The sequence below is a fragment of the Synechocystis sp. PCC 6803 substr. PCC-P genome, from assembly GCF_000284455.1.
In the GTDB taxonomy this organism is placed as follows: Bacteria; Cyanobacteriota; Cyanobacteriia; order Cyanobacteriales; family Microcystaceae; genus Synechocystis.
Genome location: NC_017039.1, coordinates 3,525,967 through 3,543,254 on the forward strand (window position 1 = coordinate 3,525,967; position 17,288 = coordinate 3,543,254).

At 48.7% G+C, this 17,288-nt stretch carries 19 protein-coding genes; 10 read left to right on the plus strand and 9 right to left on the minus strand.

Going from position 1 to position 17,288, the window contains the following annotated elements; genetic code table 11:
• Window positions 1–672 (plus strand): PspA/IM30 family protein, encoded by a 672-nt coding sequence (locus SYNPCCP_RS16335; RefSeq protein WP_010874316.1) that lies wholly within the window; start codon window positions 1–3, stop codon window positions 670–672.
• Window positions 673–707: 35 nt separating this feature from the next.
• Entirely contained in the window at window positions 708–1,649 is a 942-nt protein-coding gene (locus tag SYNPCCP_RS16340) for a homocysteine S-methyltransferase family protein (RefSeq protein WP_020861876.1), read from the plus strand.
• A gap of 7 nt (window positions 1,650–1,656) precedes the next feature.
• On the opposite strand, the gene SYNPCCP_RS16345 is transcribed toward SYNPCCP_RS16340, so the two are convergent.
• Together SYNPCCP_RS16345 and SYNPCCP_RS16350 are read right to left on the minus strand one after the other, a co-directional pair.
• Window positions 1,657–2,433, minus strand: coding sequence for an ABC transporter permease (locus SYNPCCP_RS16345; protein WP_010874318.1), 777 nt, complete (start codon window positions 2,431–2,433; stop codon window positions 1,657–1,659).
• A gap of 129 nt (window positions 2,434–2,562) precedes the next feature.
• Entirely contained in the window at window positions 2,563–3,078 is a 516-nt protein-coding gene (locus SYNPCCP_RS16350) for a DUF1269 domain-containing protein (protein WP_010874319.1), read from the minus strand.
• Between the two features lie 199 nt (window positions 3,079–3,277).
• Between SYNPCCP_RS16350 and SYNPCCP_RS16355 the strand changes: the two genes are divergently transcribed.
• From SYNPCCP_RS16355 to SYNPCCP_RS16370, 4 genes are all read left to right on the plus strand, one after another.
• On the plus strand, window positions 3,278–4,288 hold the full coding sequence (locus SYNPCCP_RS16355) for an NAD(P)-dependent alcohol dehydrogenase (RefSeq protein WP_010874320.1): 1,011 nt from the start codon (window positions 3,278–3,280) through the stop codon (window positions 4,286–4,288).
• 233 nt (window positions 4,289–4,521) lie between these two features.
• Window positions 4,522–5,724, plus strand: coding sequence for an argininosuccinate synthase (gene argG, locus SYNPCCP_RS16360; RefSeq protein WP_010874321.1), 1,203 nt, complete (start codon window positions 4,522–4,524; stop codon window positions 5,722–5,724).
• 127 nt (window positions 5,725–5,851) lie between these two features.
• The gene (locus tag SYNPCCP_RS16365; RefSeq protein WP_199303625.1) at window positions 5,852–6,616 is read left to right on the plus strand and encodes an HAD family hydrolase; all 765 of its coding nucleotides are present in this window, start codon (window positions 5,852–5,854) and stop codon (window positions 6,614–6,616) included.
• A 151-nt stretch (window positions 6,617–6,767) separates the two neighbouring features.
• Window positions 6,768–7,100 (plus strand): hypothetical protein, encoded by a 333-nt coding sequence (locus tag SYNPCCP_RS16370; protein ID WP_010874323.1) that lies wholly within the window; start codon window positions 6,768–6,770, stop codon window positions 7,098–7,100.
• A gap of 41 nt (window positions 7,101–7,141) precedes the next feature.
• On the opposite strand, the gene purK is transcribed toward SYNPCCP_RS16370, so the two are convergent.
• A complete protein-coding gene (gene purK, locus SYNPCCP_RS16375) occupies window positions 7,142–8,308 on the minus strand; it encodes a 5-(carboxyamino)imidazole ribonucleotide synthase (RefSeq protein ID WP_010874324.1) in 1,167 nt (388 codons plus the stop codon).
• Window positions 8,309–8,383: 75 nt separating this feature from the next.
• Window positions 8,384–8,893, minus strand: coding sequence for a pentapeptide repeat-containing protein (locus SYNPCCP_RS16380; protein ID WP_010874325.1), 510 nt, complete (start codon window positions 8,891–8,893; stop codon window positions 8,384–8,386).
• 231 nt (window positions 8,894–9,124) lie between these two features.
• On the opposite strand from SYNPCCP_RS16380, the gene SYNPCCP_RS16385 reads away from it, so the two are divergent.
• From SYNPCCP_RS16385 to SYNPCCP_RS16395, 3 genes are all read left to right on the plus strand, one after another.
• Entirely contained in the window at window positions 9,125–9,481 is a 357-nt protein-coding gene (locus SYNPCCP_RS16385; protein WP_041425893.1) for a hypothetical protein, read from the plus strand.
• A gap of 38 nt (window positions 9,482–9,519) precedes the next feature.
• On the plus strand, window positions 9,520–10,065 hold the full coding sequence (locus tag SYNPCCP_RS16390; RefSeq protein ID WP_041426084.1) for a cofactor assembly of complex C subunit B: 546 nt from the start codon (window positions 9,520–9,522) through the stop codon (window positions 10,063–10,065).
• A 108-nt stretch (window positions 10,066–10,173) separates the two neighbouring features.
• Complete coding sequence (locus SYNPCCP_RS16395; RefSeq protein WP_010874328.1) at window positions 10,174–10,890, plus strand: DUF2993 domain-containing protein; 717 nt, start codon at window positions 10,174–10,176, stop codon at window positions 10,888–10,890.
• 113 nt (window positions 10,891–11,003) lie between these two features.
• Here the strand turns inward: SYNPCCP_RS16395 and SYNPCCP_RS16400 are convergent, their stop codons facing one another.
• The 3 genes from SYNPCCP_RS16400 to SYNPCCP_RS16410 all read right to left on the minus strand — a co-directional run bounded on the left by SYNPCCP_RS16400 (window position 11,004) and on the right by SYNPCCP_RS16410 (window position 13,614).
• Complete coding sequence (locus tag SYNPCCP_RS16400) at window positions 11,004–11,936, minus strand: NAD(P)-dependent oxidoreductase (protein ID WP_020861875.1); 933 nt, start codon at window positions 11,934–11,936, stop codon at window positions 11,004–11,006.
• A gap of 85 nt (window positions 11,937–12,021) precedes the next feature.
• Window positions 12,022–12,786, minus strand: coding sequence for an ABC transporter ATP-binding protein (locus SYNPCCP_RS16405; protein WP_010874330.1), 765 nt, complete (start codon window positions 12,784–12,786; stop codon window positions 12,022–12,024).
• A 12-nt stretch (window positions 12,787–12,798) separates the two neighbouring features.
• The gene (locus tag SYNPCCP_RS16410) at window positions 12,799–13,614 is read right to left on the minus strand and encodes an ABC transporter permease (RefSeq protein WP_010874331.1); all 816 of its coding nucleotides are present in this window, start codon (window positions 13,612–13,614) and stop codon (window positions 12,799–12,801) included.
• A 206-nt stretch (window positions 13,615–13,820) separates the two neighbouring features.
• Here SYNPCCP_RS16410 and SYNPCCP_RS16415 point away from each other — a divergent pair, with 206 nt between their 5' ends.
• Window positions 13,821–14,888 carry a ribonucleotide-diphosphate reductase subunit beta gene (locus SYNPCCP_RS16415; protein WP_010874332.1) on the plus strand — a complete coding sequence of 356 codons (1,068 nt, stop codon included), beginning with the start codon at window positions 13,821–13,823 and terminating at the stop codon, window positions 14,886–14,888.
• On the opposite strand, the gene arcC is transcribed toward SYNPCCP_RS16415, so the two are convergent.
• Window positions 14,885–15,811 (minus strand): carbamate kinase, encoded by a 927-nt coding sequence (arcC, locus tag SYNPCCP_RS16420; protein ID WP_010874333.1) that lies wholly within the window; start codon window positions 15,809–15,811, stop codon window positions 14,885–14,887. The two genes, SYNPCCP_RS16415 and arcC, sit on opposite strands and share 4 nt — an antisense overlap.
• Entirely contained in the window at window positions 15,798–17,171 is a 1,374-nt protein-coding gene (locus SYNPCCP_RS16425) for a cyclic 2,3-diphosphoglycerate synthase (protein WP_020861874.1), read from the minus strand. The genes arcC and SYNPCCP_RS16425 overlap by 14 nt, the downstream gene beginning before the upstream one ends.
• Window positions 17,172–17,288: the final 117 nt, after the last annotated feature.

Consider the following 17,288-nt stretch of genomic DNA (forward strand, 5'->3'; position numbering starts at 1 on the left):
ATGGAACTTTTTAATCGGGTTGGACGGGTGTTGAAATCCCAGTTAACCCATTGGCAACAGCAACAGGAAGCGCCGGAGGATCTCCTCGAACGTCTATTGGGCGAGATGGAGTTGGAGCTGATCGAATTGCGGCGGGCCTTGGCCCAAACCATTGCTACTTTTAAAAGTACGGAACGACAGAGAGATGCTCAGCAGTTAATTGCCCAACGCTGGTACGAAAAGGCTCAGGCTGCCCTGGATAGGGGTAATGAGCAATTGGCTAGGGAGGCCCTTGGGCAAAGACAGTCCTATCAGAGTCATACGGAAGCCCTAGGTAAATCCCTCGGGGAACAACGGGCCCTGGTGGAACAGGTGCGGGGACAATTACAAAAGCTGGAGCGCAAATATCTGGAGCTGAAAAGTCAGAAAAATCTTTACCTCGCCCGCTTAAAATCGGCGATCGCCGCCCAAAAAATTGAAGAGATTGCGGGCAATTTGGACAATGCCAGTGCCAGTAGTTTATTTGAGAGAATTGAAACCAAAATCCTGGAGTTGGAAGCGGAACGGGAATTGCTCAACCCTCCCCCATCCCCGCTAGATAAAAAATTTGAGCAGTGGGAGGAACAACAGGCGGTGGAAGCAACCCTTGCGGCCATGAAAGCTCGACGCTCTCTCCCTCCCCCTTCCTCGTAAAAACCATAATTGCTAACGATAAATTAGCTGTCAAAATGACCAATCTTCCCCACCAATGTGAGCAAATTTTTCTCTTGGACGGTGGCCTGGAAACGGAAATGATCTTCAACCGAGGTTTTGATCTACCTGCCTTTGCTGCCCATACCCTACTGTCCGATCCCCTGGGACGGGAAGCGTTAAAGAACTACTTCCATGGTTTCTTAGATTTGGCCAAAGAAAAGCAATTTGGCTTTTTGATCGACGCACCCACTTGGCGGGCTCAACCATTTTTTGCGGAAGAGTTGGGGGTGAGCCTGGAAGAAATTCGGCAGGCTAATTTTCGAGCGGTGGAATTTGCCAGGGCACTAAAACAGGCTTATGTTAACGAGATCCAGCCCTTGCTAATTAATGGTTTGATTGGTCCCTGTGGAGATGCCTATGGTGGCGAACATTTCAGCAATGCGGAGGCAGCCCAAGTCTATCACCGGCAACAAATTAGCTGGTTAGCGGAGGCCGGAGTCGATCTATTGGGAGCATTTACCCTGACTAGCGTTAATGAGGCGATCGGTATTGTCCGGGCTAGCCAAGAATTTTCCTTACCCGTCTCCATTTCTTTCACAGTGGAAACGGACGGTCGCTTGCCTACGGGGACGGCCCTGTCGGAGGCGATCGCCATTGTTGATGAAGCTACCAATCAGGGAGCGGCATACTTTATGGTTAATTGCGCCCATCCCGACCACTTCCGTGCCGTAATCAGAGAAGAAGCTTGGCTGAGTCGCTTGGGGGGTTTTCGCTGTAACCCTTCCCGTCGTAGTCATGCCCAGTTAGATCAAGCAAATTTTCTCGACATTGGTAACCCGGTGGAATTGGCCCACTCCTATTGGACGCTGAAACAAAAAGTCCCTTCAGCCAATGTTTTTGGGGCCTGTTGTGGTTCTGACCTCCGGCATATCAGAGAAATTGCCAAGGTCTTTGACGAAAAAATCTCGAAGATTTAAAAAACGTCTAGAACTGTCTGCGGGCAAAAATCAGATTTGCCAGGGTCAGCATCAGCACGATGTAGAGAATGCCATAGAGAAGGTTCGCCCAAAGTTCACCGCTGGCGGGCAGAATTCCATACACCGCCTCATTTTTCAGGTTAAATCTCTCCAGGTTAGGCAATACCAGGTAGAGATATTTGGTCAGGGTTTCGATGTTGGCATTTTTGGTAATTTCCCCCAATTTAAGCAAATCACGACTGATATGCCCCATAAAATACACCCCAAAACTGAGCAGGGTGGCCAAAATTGAACTGGTGAATACCCCAAATAAAATGGCGATCGCCGTGAGAACTGCTAATTCTAATAACAGAAAAGCTTGGGAAATGAGAATGGCAGTGGGGGAAAAGGGGATTTTGGCCCAGGCCAACATGACCAAGTAAATGCTGGTCATAATCACCAACATGGCAGTCAGCACCCCCGATAATCCCAGATGTTTGCCGATAATAAACTCACTGCGGCTGAGGGGCTTGGGAATGAGCACCAACACCGTGCGCTTATCAATTTCTTTGTTAATCAAACCTGTACCGACAAAAATCGCCACGATCGCCCCCAACAGGGAAGTGGCCGCTAAACCGAGGTCGAGGAAAATTTTGCCATCCGCCCCAACGGAAATTTCTGGCAGGATCCGCAGGGCTAAGGCCATTAAAATGGCGAAAAATCCGATCACATAAAGAATTCGGTCCCGAATAACTTCCCGAAAACCATTGGCGGCGATCGCCCAAATTCTGAAAATATTGACCATAATTTTTCAGTCAATCCACTTAAATCGCAATGATCCTAACGATCAATTAAATAATAAAAAACCCACCGAGCTCGAACAAGATGGGTCATGGCAAAACTTCTATTCTCAAAGCGCTGGCATAAACCAGACCTATTCCGCCGCTGGGACGCCATCCAATAAACCATGGCGATCGAGCACTGCCTGTAACTGAGACTCCTCATCCTGGGAAAGGGAAGTTCTCAGCACTTTACCGCCGTATTTGCTCACATCGGCCAAAACCTTATCGGGGGTAACTTTTTTGACTAGGACAAATAGGGCCGAACTACCGGGGCACATGGTTTCCCCCAGTTCCCGCATAAAATTGTCATCTACACCAATGTCACTGAGGGCACCGGCCAAGGCACCACTGGCAGCTCCCACCGCAGCTCCCAACAGGGGATTGAAAAATAAAATACCGATCAATAAACCCCAAAAGCCGCCACTAACGGCGCCGGAACTGGTGAGATTAATGGCTTGCTTGAGCTTGACTTTGCCCTTTTCGTCTTTGACCACAACGGCGGCATCTTCCATTTCGATCAAATGCTCTACTTGTAGCTTGGCCAGGGCAAGGCGTACTTCCTCTGCCTTGTATTCATCATCGTAGCCGATAACAATTAAGTCACTCATAAAACTTTACTGAAAATAATTGGTGATTACTAGGCTCCATGGTAGCAGTTGGGTTCAATCTTGAAAGTTGGGGTAACCGTCAATACAACATTGGCTCCATGGCTGGTCAATCCATTACAATTTGGGTTATTCGGTGACGCCCCAACCTCCACACCTCCGTTAGATCCCATCTGGATAAAACTAATAAACTCTATTACCCATGATTAAAGCCTACGCTGCCCTGGAAGCCAACGGAAAACTCCAACCCTTTGAATACGACCCCGGTGCCCTGGGTGCTAATGAGGTGGAGATTGAGGTGCAGTATTGTGGGGTGTGCCACAGTGATTTGTCCATGATTAATAACGAATGGGGCATTTCCAATTACCCCCTAGTGCCGGGTCATGAGGTGGTGGGTACTGTGGCCGCCATGGGCGAAGGGGTGAACCATGTTGAGGTGGGGGATTTAGTGGGGCTGGGTTGGCATTCGGGCTACTGCATGACCTGCCATAGTTGTTTATCTGGCTACCACAACCTTTGTGCCACGGCGGAATCGACCATTGTGGGCCACTACGGTGGCTTTGGCGATCGGGTTCGGGCCAAGGGAGTCAGCGTGGTGAAATTACCTAAAGGCATTGACCTAGCCAGTGCCGGGCCCCTTTTCTGTGGAGGAATTACCGTTTTCAGTCCTATGGTGGAACTGAGTTTAAAGCCCACTGCAAAAGTGGCAGTGATCGGCATTGGGGGCTTGGGCCATTTAGCGGTGCAATTTCTCCGGGCCTGGGGCTGTGAAGTGACTGCCTTTACCTCCAGTGCCAGGAAGCAAACGGAAGTGTTGGAATTGGGCGCTCACCACATACTAGATTCCACCAATCCAGAGGCGATCGCCAGTGCGGAAGGCAAATTTGACTATATTATCTCCACTGTGAACCTGAAGCTTGACTGGAACTTATACATCAGCACCCTGGCGCCCCAGGGACATTTCCACTTTGTTGGGGTGGTGTTGGAGCCTTTGGATCTAAATCTTTTTCCCCTTTTGATGGGACAACGCTCCGTTTCTGCCTCCCCAGTGGGTAGTCCCGCCACCATTGCCACCATGTTGGACTTTGCTGTGCGCCATGACATTAAACCCGTGGTGGAACAATTTAGCTTTGATCAGATCAACGAGGCGATCGCCCATCTAGAAAGCGGCAAAGCCCATTATCGGGTAGTGCTCAGCCATAGTAAAAATTAGCTCTGCAAAGGTTGCTTCTGGGTCCGTGGAATGGTCAAACGGAGTCGATCTCAGTTTTGATACGCTCTATCTGGAAAGCTTGACATTCGATGGGGTGTGAGATTCAACGGGCTAGGCAAAACCCCTGACAGATAGCCGAGGCAAAGGATTTCGGCAGTGTTAAAACAAACAATTCTGACCAAGACATTACTGCTAGAATGGCACATTGAACCAGTTCTTCAGGTAAAAGCAGTATGGGTCGCGCCAAGAAAGTCGTTCTCGCCTATTCCGGTGGGGTAGATACATCGGTTTGTATTCCCTATTTGATGCACGAATGGGGCGTTGAGGAAGTTATTACCCTCGCGGCGGATTTGGGCCAGGGGGATGAACTGGGGCCGATCCAGGAAAAAGCCCTGCGGTGTGGTGCGGTAGAATCCTTGGTTATTGACGGCAAGGAAGAATTCGTTAAGGAGTATGCTTTTCGTTCTATCCAGGCCAATGCTCTCTACGAAAACCGTTATCCCCTCTCCACAGCCCTAGCCCGGCCCTTAATTGCCAAAATGCTGGTGGAAGCGGCGGAAAAATACGGTGCCGATGCGGTGGCCCATGGTTGTACTGGTAAGGGCAATGACCAAGTGCGGTTCGATATCAGCATTATGGCCCTAAACCCCAATTTGAAGGTGTTGGCCCCAGCCCGGGAATGGAAAATGAGCCGGGAAGAAACCATCGCCTATGGGGAACGGTATGGCGTAGAATCCCCCGTGAAAAAGTCTTCCCCCTACAGCATTGACCGCAACATTCTCGGCCGTAGCATTGAAGCGGGGCCTCTGGAAGACCCCATGACCGAGCCCACGGAAGAAATTTATCTGATGACCAAGGCGATCGCCGACACCCCAGATGAACCGGAATATGTGGACATCGGCTTTGAAAAAGGTATTCCCGTTAGTTTGAATGGGGTGATGCTAGACCCCGTTACCCTGGTGGAACGCCTGAACGAAATTGCGGGGAACCACGGGGTAGGCCGTTTGGATATGGTGGAGAACCGGGTGGTGGGGATTAAATCCCGCGAGATTTACGAAGCTCCGGCTTTGCTAGTTTTAATTGATGCCCACCGGGATCTGGAAAGTTTGACCCAAACCGCCGATGTTACCCACTATAAAAACACCGTCGAAGAAATTTATAGTCAGTTAATTTACCGGGGATTATGGTACAGCCCCCTCAAAGAAGCCCTGGATGCTTTTATTGTCAAAACCCAGGAACGGGTTACGGGCATGGTGCGGGTGAAATTCTTCAAGGGCAATGCCAACGTTGCCGGTCGTAAATCCGATTACTCCATCTATGATGCGGAATTGGCCACCTACGGCATGGAAGACCAATTCGACCATAAGGCGGCGGAAGGCTTTATCTATATTTGGGGCTTACCCACCAAAGTTTGGGCCCAGAAAATGCGCGGTTAAGTCCTCACTGCCCTAGTTTTTCCTCCATTACTCGGAAATTCTAGTTCTTTGAACAATTGCCAACTAGTTAGACCCCGATCGCCAGGGATATGAACTTTGGACTGTCGGGGTTTTTGCTGTGGCTAATATGGTGCAGAAGCTCGGGACTGTGGAACAAATTACGGTTAAAATTTGGACTGTTGCTTTTTCTTTCTTCCCCATGCTGAGACTGATTACCGACTGTGATGGCCCGATTATGGATGTTTCTGATCGGTACTATCAGGTCTATCAGTACTGTCTTGAGCAGGTTAAATTGCCTGGACAAGATCTTAATGTATTGAGTAAAGCAGAATTTTGGCAAAGGAAACGGAGTAAGGTGCCCAAGGCACAGATTGGTCTGGACTCTGGCTTAACTAAGGAGCAAACGGAAGAATTTGTCGCTATCCGCAATCGCACCGTCCATAGCCAGCCCTATTTACCCTATGACCAGCCCCTGGCTGGAGTGGAGGAAATATTACAGGACATCAAAGACCGAGGCATTGATCTGGTGCTAATGACCATGCGGCGGGAAAGTGAACTGCAAGAAGCCCTAGACCGCAATCACTTTAACCATTTTTTTCCCATTGATCGCCGTTATTGTTTGGCTAATGATTATGTCAAAACCGGCGACACTAACGATAAACCCCGGTTGATGGAACGGGCCCTAGCGGAATTACCTCCGGCGGATAGTGTGTGGATGGTGGGGGACACCGAAGCGGATATTTTGGCGGCCCAGCGGGGCAATCTGCCGGCGATCGCTGTTTTGTCTGGCATTCGTAACCGGGAACAATTGGAACGTTATCAACCGGATTTTATTGTGGACAATTTAGCCGAAGCAGTGAATTTGTTTTACCAACACCATGGGGTTGAATAGGGATTAGTAGCAGTTGAATAAGTTTTGTGCCAACCCCTAGAAATCCAGTTCGCAAATCGTCCATACTAAATACTAGGGACTAACTAAGGCCCTGGTGGGGAGTGAAAATCAATAACACCAAAGCACCGAGTTGAGATCCTAGGAGCAAAATATGATTACCGTCGCACGAAAAACTACCATAACCTTAGGGCTAATGGCGATCGCCGTTAGTTCAGTGTGGCCAGCCCAAGCCCAAATGATGACCGAAGAAAATCTTAATCCCTTGCCCCAATCGGAAGGCAGTGCGGCGGATTTGGCCGGTATTTTGCCCAAGGATAGTGCCCTTTGGCTGGGAGGCGTGGGGGGAGAAGGGGATATCGATGCCGAGGGAGACTATAGTCCCTACGAAATCCGTTCCGACCAATTTGAAGGACAACTAACGGAAATGGAGGAACAGCAGTTACTAGAAAGCTCCCAACTACGCTTGGGTGTTGGCAGATTCTAGCCATTTTTGCAGTGTAGTTCTCTAATCTGTTTCTCCTTCACTTAATCCGGATACCAAATCGCCTCTACTTGTTTCACCAAATCTTCAGCCCAGGCAGTGGAAGGTTCCGATTCAACATCAGGGTTTAACAAAGTCACATGGCCCAGCTTCCGACCGGGACGACAGTCTCCTTTGCCGTACCAATGGACGTGGCTATGGGGCAGAGCGGCTAGTTTATCCAACTGTTGCTGATAATCCCCTGTAGATACTTCGTAGCCCAATAAATTCACCATCACCGCTTGGCCGCAACGCAAAGCCGATGAACCCAATGTTTGCCCAGTTACCGCCTGCAGTTGCAGAGCAAATTGGGAAGTGTGGCAAGCATCTAAGCTGAAATGGCCAGAGTTATGGGTGCGGGGGGCCAACTCGTTTACCAGTAACCTTTGCTCCGGGGTAGGGGTTTGGGTAGATGCTGGTAATAGAAAAAACTCGATCGCCAAAATACCCACGTAATCTAAATGGTTGAGAATGCGACGGCAGTAATCCTGGGCCGTGGCGGCAATGGCGGCATCAATGGGGGCAGGGGCCACCACCCAACGACAAACCTGGTCAATTTGCTTGGTTTCCACCACTGGGTAAATTTCCATTTCTCCCCTGGCATTGCGGACACCGATAACGGCCAATTCCCTTTCGTAGGGGACAAAACTCTCCACCATCCAACTACCGGGGGGAGCTTTACTTAAATCTGGTAAATCCGCTGGGGAATTAATAATTTGGGTTCCTTGGCCATCATAGCCATGGCGACGGGCCTTTAACACCCAGGGAAAATCGGGCAATTGGGCGGGCAACGATTCCAAAGCCCAAAAATCCGGTACGGGTAAACCGAGGTTTTGCAAAAAATGGCGTTGTTCCCATTTATCCAACAAAGGAGCGAGGGCATCGAGGCGGGGATGAAAAGTAATTCCTTGTTGGGCTAACTTTTCCAGGCTGGGCAGATCGACAAATTCATTTTCAAAGGTGATCACCCCACAGTGCTCTGCTAACTCCCTAGTTCCTTCCCCATCGGCGATCGCCGTCAATACCACTTTGTCCGCCAATGCCACGGCCGGATCACTTTCCCCAGGGGTTTGCACTGCAAGTTTTAATCCCAATCGGGGGGCTTCCTGGGCCATCATCCAGGCCAACTGTCCACCACCAATTACCCCCACTGTGGTTAATTTTGTTTCCATTGAGCTACAGACTACCGCCTAATCAATGGCGAAGTTTACAAGTTTACGTTTACGTCCGAAATTTCGCCGAACATCCTAGGAACAACCTAAGGATTCCCTCGTACTGATGCCAGTTTTGGGATTCACCCCATCCGCCACTTTACAAAGAGCTGCTATCTGTTCCGTGTCCAACACAGCGAGACTAAAATCAGCCCCTTGGATTTTGGCATTTTTAAAAGAAGTCCGGAGCATAATCGCTTCGGCTAAAATGGCGTTTTCCAAATTAGCCCCATTGAAACTGGTCAAATAGGTCAAACCATTGGTCAAATCCACCCCCTTCAAGTTGGCATCGGTGAGGTTAGCGCCATTAAACACTGATCCCCGCAAATCCATTGCTTCAAAAATGCTGCTGGTCAAATCCACATTGGTGAACTGGGCGGTGAGCAGGTCTTGGTCCCGAAAATCCGTTTCCGCCAACACCATATTTTCGAAAGCTGAAGCTCCCCCGGTTACGGAAGAAGAACTAGCGGCGATCGCCGGGGCAGACCAAATCAAACAAGCCACGGTGAGCACAACAAGGAAGGACTGACGAAACACTTTCAGCATTGGGGAAGCGATGACCTGAATTCAATGTGGCATAGACACCAACTAGATTATCAGTAATCAAGGCGCGGGCATACCCCCAATGGCAGGGAGAGGTTATGTTCCACTGATTTCCTCGGCGGCAAGAATTGGTAATCGACTCCGGAAGTAACTCATTCAACCAAAGATTTGTCCGGGTAAATTAAGTCTGACCTTGCTATGATCAGGGATGTCTTTTATCTTCTTTCATTAAATATGTACTATTTGCCCCAGCCTCCCTATTTTTTAATTGCGGTAGGGCTTTTTGTTGGGATTACCTGTGGCGCGGCCTTTGAAGCCACCTTAAAACAGAAAGTGAAGCTTTGGTTAAATACCCCCGCCAGCACACTAGCCGACCTGGATTTACAACTACCTTTCATGGGTATTTGTGTAGGGGTTTGTGTATTCCTAGCTTCTGGAGTGCAAATTTTTTTGGGTAATGGTTGGATTTCCTACGCCATTTCTTTGCCCATTACCGTTTTTATTGCAGCATTGGTGTGGCGACAATTAGATAGCTTACTAAAACAATTAAAAAGCGGTGGATCTGCGGCCATTGATTTAGATATTTTCTAGCTAGTGAGAAGGTTTGCCACAATTTTGTTATGGATGTTATGGATTTACCTGTTCTCGGCTCCACCCTATTTTTTACTATTTTTTCCCTAATTGGCTTGATATTTTTCATTCGTTCTTCAGTTAAAGACCGGACCCAAAGAATCCGGGCTTGGATCGATAACCCCGAAGCGGGCATATTGGATGAAATCAAAACCTATTTCAATAACCGAGCCTACCGCATTACCAACATTGACCCAGTCCAACAGGCAATCACCTTTGAAGGTAATGTACAAGCTAGCCCCTTTCTGGCAGTATTTTTGAGTCTGTTAGCTGCCCTAGGACTGCTCTGTTTAGCCTTGGTGTTAGCGGTATTTTGGCCCCAACGGGGTTTTCTATTTTTCTTCCTACTGTGGTTAGCGCCCTTAGCGGGAACTTTCTATTGGCAAAAAGCGGCCAGGGTAGAAGCAATTACATTGGAAGTGGGAGATCCGGATCAACCTTCCCATCCAGGACAATATCCCCTAACTATCACCGCCCATCGGGACGAGTTGCGGGAACTGCAAGCTCAATTTCCTTTGGATTGGCAAGGGGGAAGTTCCCATTAATATCAGCGATATTTAGCGATATTTTGGGAGATTTTTCCAATATTACCTGGTTATTCTTTCAATATTTGTTCCATTAACGTTGCTTGCTAACAACTAAATTTCAAATCCATGGGCTTAGCCGTTGACAGTAATTTAATTGGTAAAATTTTGGCCCCTGCCCTGAGGCTCTGGCTCCGCTCCCAGGTGGAAACAGTGGAGAGTTTGGAACTGGAAATTGATGGCAAAGACCGACAAATTTTACGGGGCTATGTGCCTAGGGTTGCCCTTAGTAGTGACAGGGCCATTTACCAAGGTCTACAACTAGGACGGGTGTTACTGCGGGGAGAAAATATCCGCATTAACATTGGCCAGGTAATCAAAGGCAAACCCCTAAAACTATTGGAGCCAATTCGGGTTAGCGGAGAGTTACAAATTTCCCAAAGCCATCTGCAAGCATCCCTAGCTTCTAATTTACTTGCCAGTGCTTTTGAGGAACTATTAGTAGCTTTGTTGGCAGAACAGGGAGTGGAAAATCCCCAGGGCAAGTTGAAGAATTACACTTTCCATTGGCAGGCGATCGCCTTAGAGCATCAATCTTTTCAGCTCAAAGGTGAAGTGCAAGACCCCCAGGGTCAAAGCCATGAGCTTTTGGTGCAGGCCCGTCTACAGTTGGCCAGCTCCAAAACCCTACATCTAGAAGACATTACCCTACTAGGATTACCGGCGATCGCCAACCGAAAGTTAGAGCGTTTGACCGTTGACCTAGGGGAAGACGTGGACCTTGAATCCCTCGATCTAAACAATGGCGAGCTTTTCTGCCTTGGGCGGGTATTAGTCCGCCCTTGAACCTTGGCAATCCGTCGGTAAAGTTGTCATTTACCCCCTAAATTCCCCAACATTTGGTGATTTGTATTTAGTTTCTCCAAACTTAGGGAACCAAGGGGCGTTCAAACAATTTATTAAACGTTGGAATAAACGCTGTTTCTCAAGATAGTGTAACCCTTGATTAACTCTTGAATACCCCGTCCCAAAGACCAGTCGGGAGTAAAGCCAGTGCTCAAAATTCTTTGGTTAGAAACAATGTAATCCCGCTTATCCGGATCCTCCCCGATGGGCGCTTCTAGATACACAAAATTGGGCAGATATTTACGGATTTCTGCACAAAGTTCCAGTTTGGATAAATTAGCATCCTCTAAGCCAACGTTATAGGGCTTACCCTTCATGGATTCAAAATTTTCCAAGCCATGGAGAAACACCTTGGCCACATCCCGGATATGAATATAATTGCGTTTAAAATGACCTTCAAAAATAACCACCGCCCGGTCATAAAAAGCACGGTAGACAAAGTCATTGACCAACAAATCCACCCGCATCCGGGGAGCCATACCAAATACTGTCGCCAGGCGAAAAGTCATACTGTTATCCCGGGCTAACACCGCTTTTTCCGCTTCCACCTTAGTTACTCCATAGAGGGAAATGGGTCGCAGGGGACTTTCTTCGGTACAAAATTTACCCTTTTCCCCAATGCCATAGCCACTATTGGTAACTGGCATCAAAATCCGCTGTTGGGGGCTGGCTAGTTGACAGATCATTTCCACCGCCGTCTGGTTAGTGGTTTTAGTGCCAATTTGATCGCGACTGCACAGGGGAGCTCCCACTAGGGCCGCCAGGGGAATTATGACATCGGCGGTTTTTAGCTGTTCTTTAATCAGGTCTTCCTTGCGGCAATCCCCCCGGATAACGTTAAAAGTTTCATACTGACAGCATTCCGCCAAGCTATTTTGCTGGAACATGAAGTTGTCTATCACCGTTACCTGGTATCCCGCCGCCAGCAAAGTGGGGGTCAGGACAGAACCAATGTAGCCACCGCCACCGGTAATCAAAATTTTCATAATCACTCCTCCATGTTCTCTTTAACTATTTTTGAGCAAAAAATATCCGTTCCCAGTAAAGCAAAAAAAGGGCAACTTGCCAGAATTATTGGGGAATGGTGAGAGCATCGTGGCGTTTGACCTCCTCCAGGTATTGCCCGATCGCCTCGGAGGTTTTGCCCATATAACGCACCACCCCCCGGTCTAACCAGATAGTGGTGGGACAGGCATCTTGAATAAAGCCCAGGCTATGGGAAACCACGAGAATCGTCGTATTGTGTCCCCAGAGCTTATCCATTCGGGCTTGGGATTTGTGCTTGAAACTTTCATCCCCCACAGATAAAACTTCATCCAAAATTAGAATATCCGGTTCCACATCGGTGGCAATGGCAAAACCCAACCGGGCTGACATCCCCGAAGAAAGGGACTTCACCGGCATATCCCCCAACGTTTGTAACTCAGCAAAATCCAGGATAGAATCCACCCGCTCCAACATTTCCTGGCGGGAAAATCCCAACATCACACCGTAGAGAATAATATTATCCCGCACACACAAATCCGGGTCAAAGCCAGCCCCCAGCTCGATCAATGGTGCTATTTCCCCCCTCACCCGCAAACTCCCAGCAGAGGGTTCCAAAATACCGCAAATTACCTTGAGCAGGGTGGATTTCCCCGAACCATTGGAACCAATAATGCCAACTTTCTCCCCCGTCACCACCGTAAAATCTATATTGTCTAGGATTAGCTTACGGGAGGGCTTACGATACTTACCCTCAATGAAAGATAGTACGGTGCGCTTCAGGTCGTAGGAAAATTCCTCCTGGGTTCGACGGTACAAAGAAACTTTATCAAGACGAATAACTTCAGACATCTAAAATTAGCTTTACAACAGATCCATGAAATTCTTTTGCCAGGAGCGAAAGCACAACCAACCCAGGGCCAATAAAATTAAACCATTTAATAGTCCATGAACAATCAAACCAGACTCGGGCAAATCCCCCGACAGGGAAATTTGACGAATACTGTCAATGATCGGTAACAGGGGGTTGATGACCAAAAAGCGGCGCACTTGTTCCGGCACAATTTCGGATGGATAGAAAATGGGAGAACCGATCCAGAGCATGAAGGTTACTAGCTCATAGAAGTAGGGCAAATCCCGGAAAAATACGTAAAGGGCACTGACAAAAAAGCCTACCCCGGTGCACACTAGGCTCAGAGCCAACAAAGGAAAGAAAAGAGAAATGGCGTTAACAAACCACCAACCAGATTCCCAAGACTTATAAATGGTGACGATCGCCAATAGGGGTAATGGCCCCACCACAAATTGGAACACGTTGGCGACGATCATGGAGAGGGGAAAGACACTGATGGGGAGCTTGATTTTATTCATGAGTCCCCCGCTGGCCACCACACTCGATAAAGCTTGGCTAGTGGAAGCAGAAAAAAAGTTAATCACTAACAGCCCCGTAAAGGCCGCCAGCACATAGTTCAGGGCAGACCCATAGAAGGAGGCAAAGGCCGCTCCGAAAATAGCCGCATAAATCCCTGTCATAATCAAAGGGTTTAGCAACGACCAGTAAACCCCCAAAAAGGAACCCCGGTAACGGCCTTTCAGGTTGCGCTCCACTAATATCTGTAAAAGTTCCAAGTAGCGCTGAATCGGGGACCAGTTCACCCTTGTCGGTAGCGAAAGAGCCATAAAAAATTCTAAAAGATTGCGGGGCGGCGCCGAGCTAAACAAGAATTGTATAGAGTTGTGTGACCTTTGTCGAGATGACAAGAACAAGAAAACTATGTAAGAGGGACTTTAGTAGTCCACCTAAATTACTCTTGGTTGATCAAGACTGCCCAAAGAAACTGGGTTAGAATAGGTCGGTTCACAATTTTCCTTACTGCCCAAATTCCATGGTTGTCAGCACCGTTAATCCCACAGCGCCCATGCCTGTGACCCCCATTTTTAACCCCACTGGCAACGATTCCGTCGAGAACCGCACCATTTGGTTTGGCAACACTACCAACTTGATGCAGTTGAATGATGTCCGCTACAACTGGGCAGTGGGATTGTATCAACAAATGCGGGAGAACTTTTGGATTCCCCAGCGCTTAGACATTACCCAGGATGTCACCGATTACTGGAATTTAACCAACGAAGAGCGTTATGCCTTTGATGGTATTTTGTCCTATTTAACCTTTCTTGATTCTGTTCAAACCTGTAACATTCCCCATTTAAAAAGTAGCGTTACCGCGCCGGAAATTAGCCTGTGTATGGCGGAGCAAATTTCCCAGGAGGGTATGCATAACCAAAGCTACCAGTACATGATCGAGACGATTATTCCCACGGAAAAGCGGGATAAGGTGTACGAATTTTGGCGCACAGACCGGGTGTTAAAGGAACGGTGCGAGTACATTGCCATGCTCTACCAAAAATATGTCGATCATCCCACCCAGGAGAATTATTTTATTGCCTTGATGGCGGACTATTTGCTGGAAGGATTATATTTTTACAACGGTTTTATTTACTTCTATAACCTTGCTTCTCGTATGTTGATGCCGGGTTCTGCGGACATTTTTAAGATGATCAACCGGGATGAGTTGAGTCACGTGCGGCTATACCAAAAGCTAATTCCCGAAGCCATGCAGGTCTTCACCCACTCCACGGATCAGATTTATGAAATGTTTGATAAGGCGGTGGAGTTTGAATGTCGCTGGACTAACCACATTGTCGGTAATAATATTCTCGGTATTACGGAATCTAGTACGGAACAGTACACTAAGTATCTTGCTAATAGTCGTCTACGGGCGATCGGTTTAGATCCCCTTTACACGGATGCTCGCTACGGGAAAAGTCCCTACACCCACTTGGAGCGTTTTTCCGACACGAAAAAAGAGGCTCACACTAAGGCGAATTTCTTTGAAGCAACGGTGACTAGTTATGTGATGTCTTCTGGGGTATCCGGTTGGGACGAAATTTAGGGCATCACCACTGTCCCTGCTTTCCCGTCAATAATGTCTAAGGCTTGATCAAGTTTGCCGATGCCACACCATTGCCCGGTGGTTTCTACAAAGCGACAGGCCGCTTCTACCTTTGGCCCCATGGAACCCGCTGCAAATCGGTAACGGCGTAGATTTTTCGGGGTGGTTTGCTCAAAACAGTGAGCGTAGTTGGTGCTCCAATTTTCATACACACCATCGACGTCCGTTAGGAGTAGTAAACCTTGGGCTTGGAGATTTTGCGCCAACAGAGCAGCGGCTAGATCTTTGTCAATCACCGCTTCCACCCCTTGCAATCCTCCGGCTTCATTAACCACCACAGGAATGCCACCGCCCCCGGCACAAACCACTAATGCGCCGCTCTTCACCAACAATTGAATGGTGGGTAGCTCAATAATCCTTTTGGGTTCTGGAGAAGCCACTACCCGGCGGTATCCCTGGCCGTCGGCGGCGATCGCCCAACCCCTTTCCTGGGCCAACTGTTGAGCTTGTTCCAGGGTATAAACCGGGCCAATGGGTTTGGTGGGTTGCAAAAAAGCTGGGTCCTGGCGATCGACCACAATTTGGGTCAATAGGGTGACCACATCCCGCCCAGGTAGTTGATTGCGTAATTCCTGCTCCAACAGGTAACCGATCATGCCTTCCGTTTCTGCCCCTAACACGTCCAAGGGATAGGGCTTACAGGATTTTTCGCACTCCCCCTGTAGGGCCAGTAACCCCACTTGGGGGCCGTTGCCATGGGTGACAACGACGGGATAATGCCGGGCAATTTTGGCGATCGCCAGAGCGGCAATGTGAATGTTAGCTTTCTGAATTTCCGCTTCCGGAGGTTGGCCCCTTTGCAGTAAAGCATTTCCGCCCAAAGCAATGACAATGGGTCTGGTGTTTTGGTTAGGAGAATTCATTGGCTTTGCTCCCTAGCCCCCGACGGGCTAAAAACAAATCCAAAGCTTTACCTAATCCCGGTTCTTTCGCCTCGGCGTAATCATAAAAAACCCGCACCAATGGTTTATTCAATGGGATTAATCGGCCCAGATCACTGGGGGTACCGGATACCACCACGTCAACTTCAGCGGCATTGAGGGTATCCGCTAAAGCTTGTAATTGGGCGGGGAAATAACCCATCGCGGGCAAAATTTTCGTTAAATGGGGAAATTTAGCATAAACAGCGGCAATTTCCGGCACAGTGTAGGGTCGAGGATCAACTATTGTAATGTTCTCAATTTCCTTCACTGCCTGGTAACCAGCACCGTAGTCCATGCCCCCGTGGGTAGTAGTGGGGCCATCCTCCACCACAATCACCCGTTTACCCCGCAGATCTAGGGGAGGTTCCAACCGCAAGGGCGATCGCCCTTGGATAATTTGGGCATCAGGGTTTAACTGGGCAATGGAACTAAGAACCTGGGTGATTTGGGCCACTGTGGCTACATCGGTTTTGGGAATCAGGACAATGTCTGCCATCCTAAGCACCGCTTCCCCTGGATGGTAAAGGCTTTCGTCCCCCGGTCGTAGGGGATCCACAAGGACAATGTGTAAATCCGGTTGCACAAAGGGAAAATCATTATTCCCCCCGTCCCAGAGAATGACATCACTTTCTAAAGAAGCTTTTTCCACAATTAGGCCGTAATCTACCCCGGCATAGACCACATGGCCCGCCAGAATATGGGGTTCGTATTCTTCCCGTTCTTCTACTGTGCAGTCCGCTTGGTCTAAATCTTCCAACTTGGCAAATCGTTGCACCGCCTGTTTTTGCAAATTACCGTAGGGCATGGGATGGCGAATGGCGCAAACCCTCAAACCGAGTTGCCGTAACCGTTGGGACAGCCAGCGACTCACCTGGGATTTACCGCAACCGGTACGCACCGCTGACACTGCGATGACGGGTACTGTGGTTTTAATCATGGTTTGATTTGGCCCCAGTAGGACAAAATCTGCTCCGATCGCCAAACTGCGGGAAGCGAGATGCATGACCTGGTGGTGGGACACATCGCTGTAGGCAAACACAATTTGATCAACCCGATGTTCCCGGCAAAAATTTTCCAACTGCCCTTCTTCAAGGATGGGAATACCGTGGGGATAAAGTTCCCCCGCTAAACTCGGCGGATAACGGCGATCGGCAATGCCCACAATCTGGGTCGCAGTGAAGGCCATCACTTCATACCGGGGATTATCTCGATAAACCTGATTGAAATTGTGAAAATCCCGCCCGGCAGCCCCTAAAATCACCACCCGCCGACGGTTGTCAGTAATTCTGTTTGTAACCATAACCCCTTCCCTCCGGACAATAGGCCACGCCGTCACCACTTCCTACAGGGCAACGTCCGTTCAATCAAATTTTCAACCTTAAACACCAGCTCGAAATATGATTAACCAGGGTATTTT

Coding starts and splice junctions, on each gene's coding strand:
- SYNPCCP_RS16395 (WP_010874328.1), top strand. CDS start 10,174: ATGGGCTTAGCCGTTGACAGTAATTTAATTGGTAAAATTTTGGCCCCT.
- SYNPCCP_RS16350 (WP_010874319.1), bottom strand. CDS start 3,078: ATGAGTGACTTAATTGTTATCGGCTACGATGATGAATACAAGGCAGAG.
- SYNPCCP_RS16340 (WP_020861876.1), top strand. CDS start 708: ATGACCAATCTTCCCCACCAATGTGAGCAAATTTTTCTCTTGGACGGT.
- SYNPCCP_RS16365 (WP_199303625.1), top strand. CDS start 5,852: ATGGTGCAGAAGCTCGGGACTGTGGAACAAATTACGGTTAAAATTTGG.
- arcC (WP_010874333.1), bottom strand. CDS start 15,811: ATGAATTCTCCTAACCAAAACACCAGACCCATTGTCATTGCTTTGGGC.
- SYNPCCP_RS16335 (WP_010874316.1), top strand. CDS start 1: ATGGAACTTTTTAATCGGGTTGGACGGGTGTTGAAATCCCAGTTAACC.
- SYNPCCP_RS16380 (WP_010874325.1), bottom strand. CDS start 8,893: ATGCTGAAAGTGTTTCGTCAGTCCTTCCTTGTTGTGCTCACCGTGGCT.
- SYNPCCP_RS16345 (WP_010874318.1), bottom strand. CDS start 2,433: ATGGTCAATATTTTCAGAATTTGGGCGATCGCCGCCAATGGTTTTCGG.
- SYNPCCP_RS16390 (WP_041426084.1), top strand. CDS start 9,520: ATGGATTTACCTGTTCTCGGCTCCACCCTATTTTTTACTATTTTTTCC.
- SYNPCCP_RS16355 (WP_010874320.1), top strand. CDS start 3,278: ATGATTAAAGCCTACGCTGCCCTGGAAGCCAACGGAAAACTCCAACCC.
- purK (WP_010874324.1), bottom strand. CDS start 8,308: ATGGAAACAAAATTAACCACAGTGGGGGTAATTGGTGGTGGACAGTTG.
- SYNPCCP_RS16425 (WP_020861874.1), bottom strand. CDS start 17,171: ATGGTTACAAACAGAATTACTGACAACCGTCGGCGGGTGGTGATTTTA.
- argG (WP_010874321.1), top strand. CDS start 4,522: ATGGGTCGCGCCAAGAAAGTCGTTCTCGCCTATTCCGGTGGGGTAGAT.
- SYNPCCP_RS16370 (WP_010874323.1), top strand. CDS start 6,768: ATGATTACCGTCGCACGAAAAACTACCATAACCTTAGGGCTAATGGCG.
- SYNPCCP_RS16405 (WP_010874330.1), bottom strand. CDS start 12,786: ATGTCTGAAGTTATTCGTCTTGATAAAGTTTCTTTGTACCGTCGAACC.
- SYNPCCP_RS16410 (WP_010874331.1), bottom strand. CDS start 13,614: ATGGCTCTTTCGCTACCGACAAGGGTGAACTGGTCCCCGATTCAGCGC.
- SYNPCCP_RS16385 (WP_041425893.1), top strand. CDS start 9,125: ATGTACTATTTGCCCCAGCCTCCCTATTTTTTAATTGCGGTAGGGCTT.
- SYNPCCP_RS16415 (WP_010874332.1), top strand. CDS start 13,821: ATGGTTGTCAGCACCGTTAATCCCACAGCGCCCATGCCTGTGACCCCC.
- SYNPCCP_RS16400 (WP_020861875.1), bottom strand. CDS start 11,936: ATGAAAATTTTGATTACCGGTGGCGGTGGCTACATTGGTTCTGTCCTG.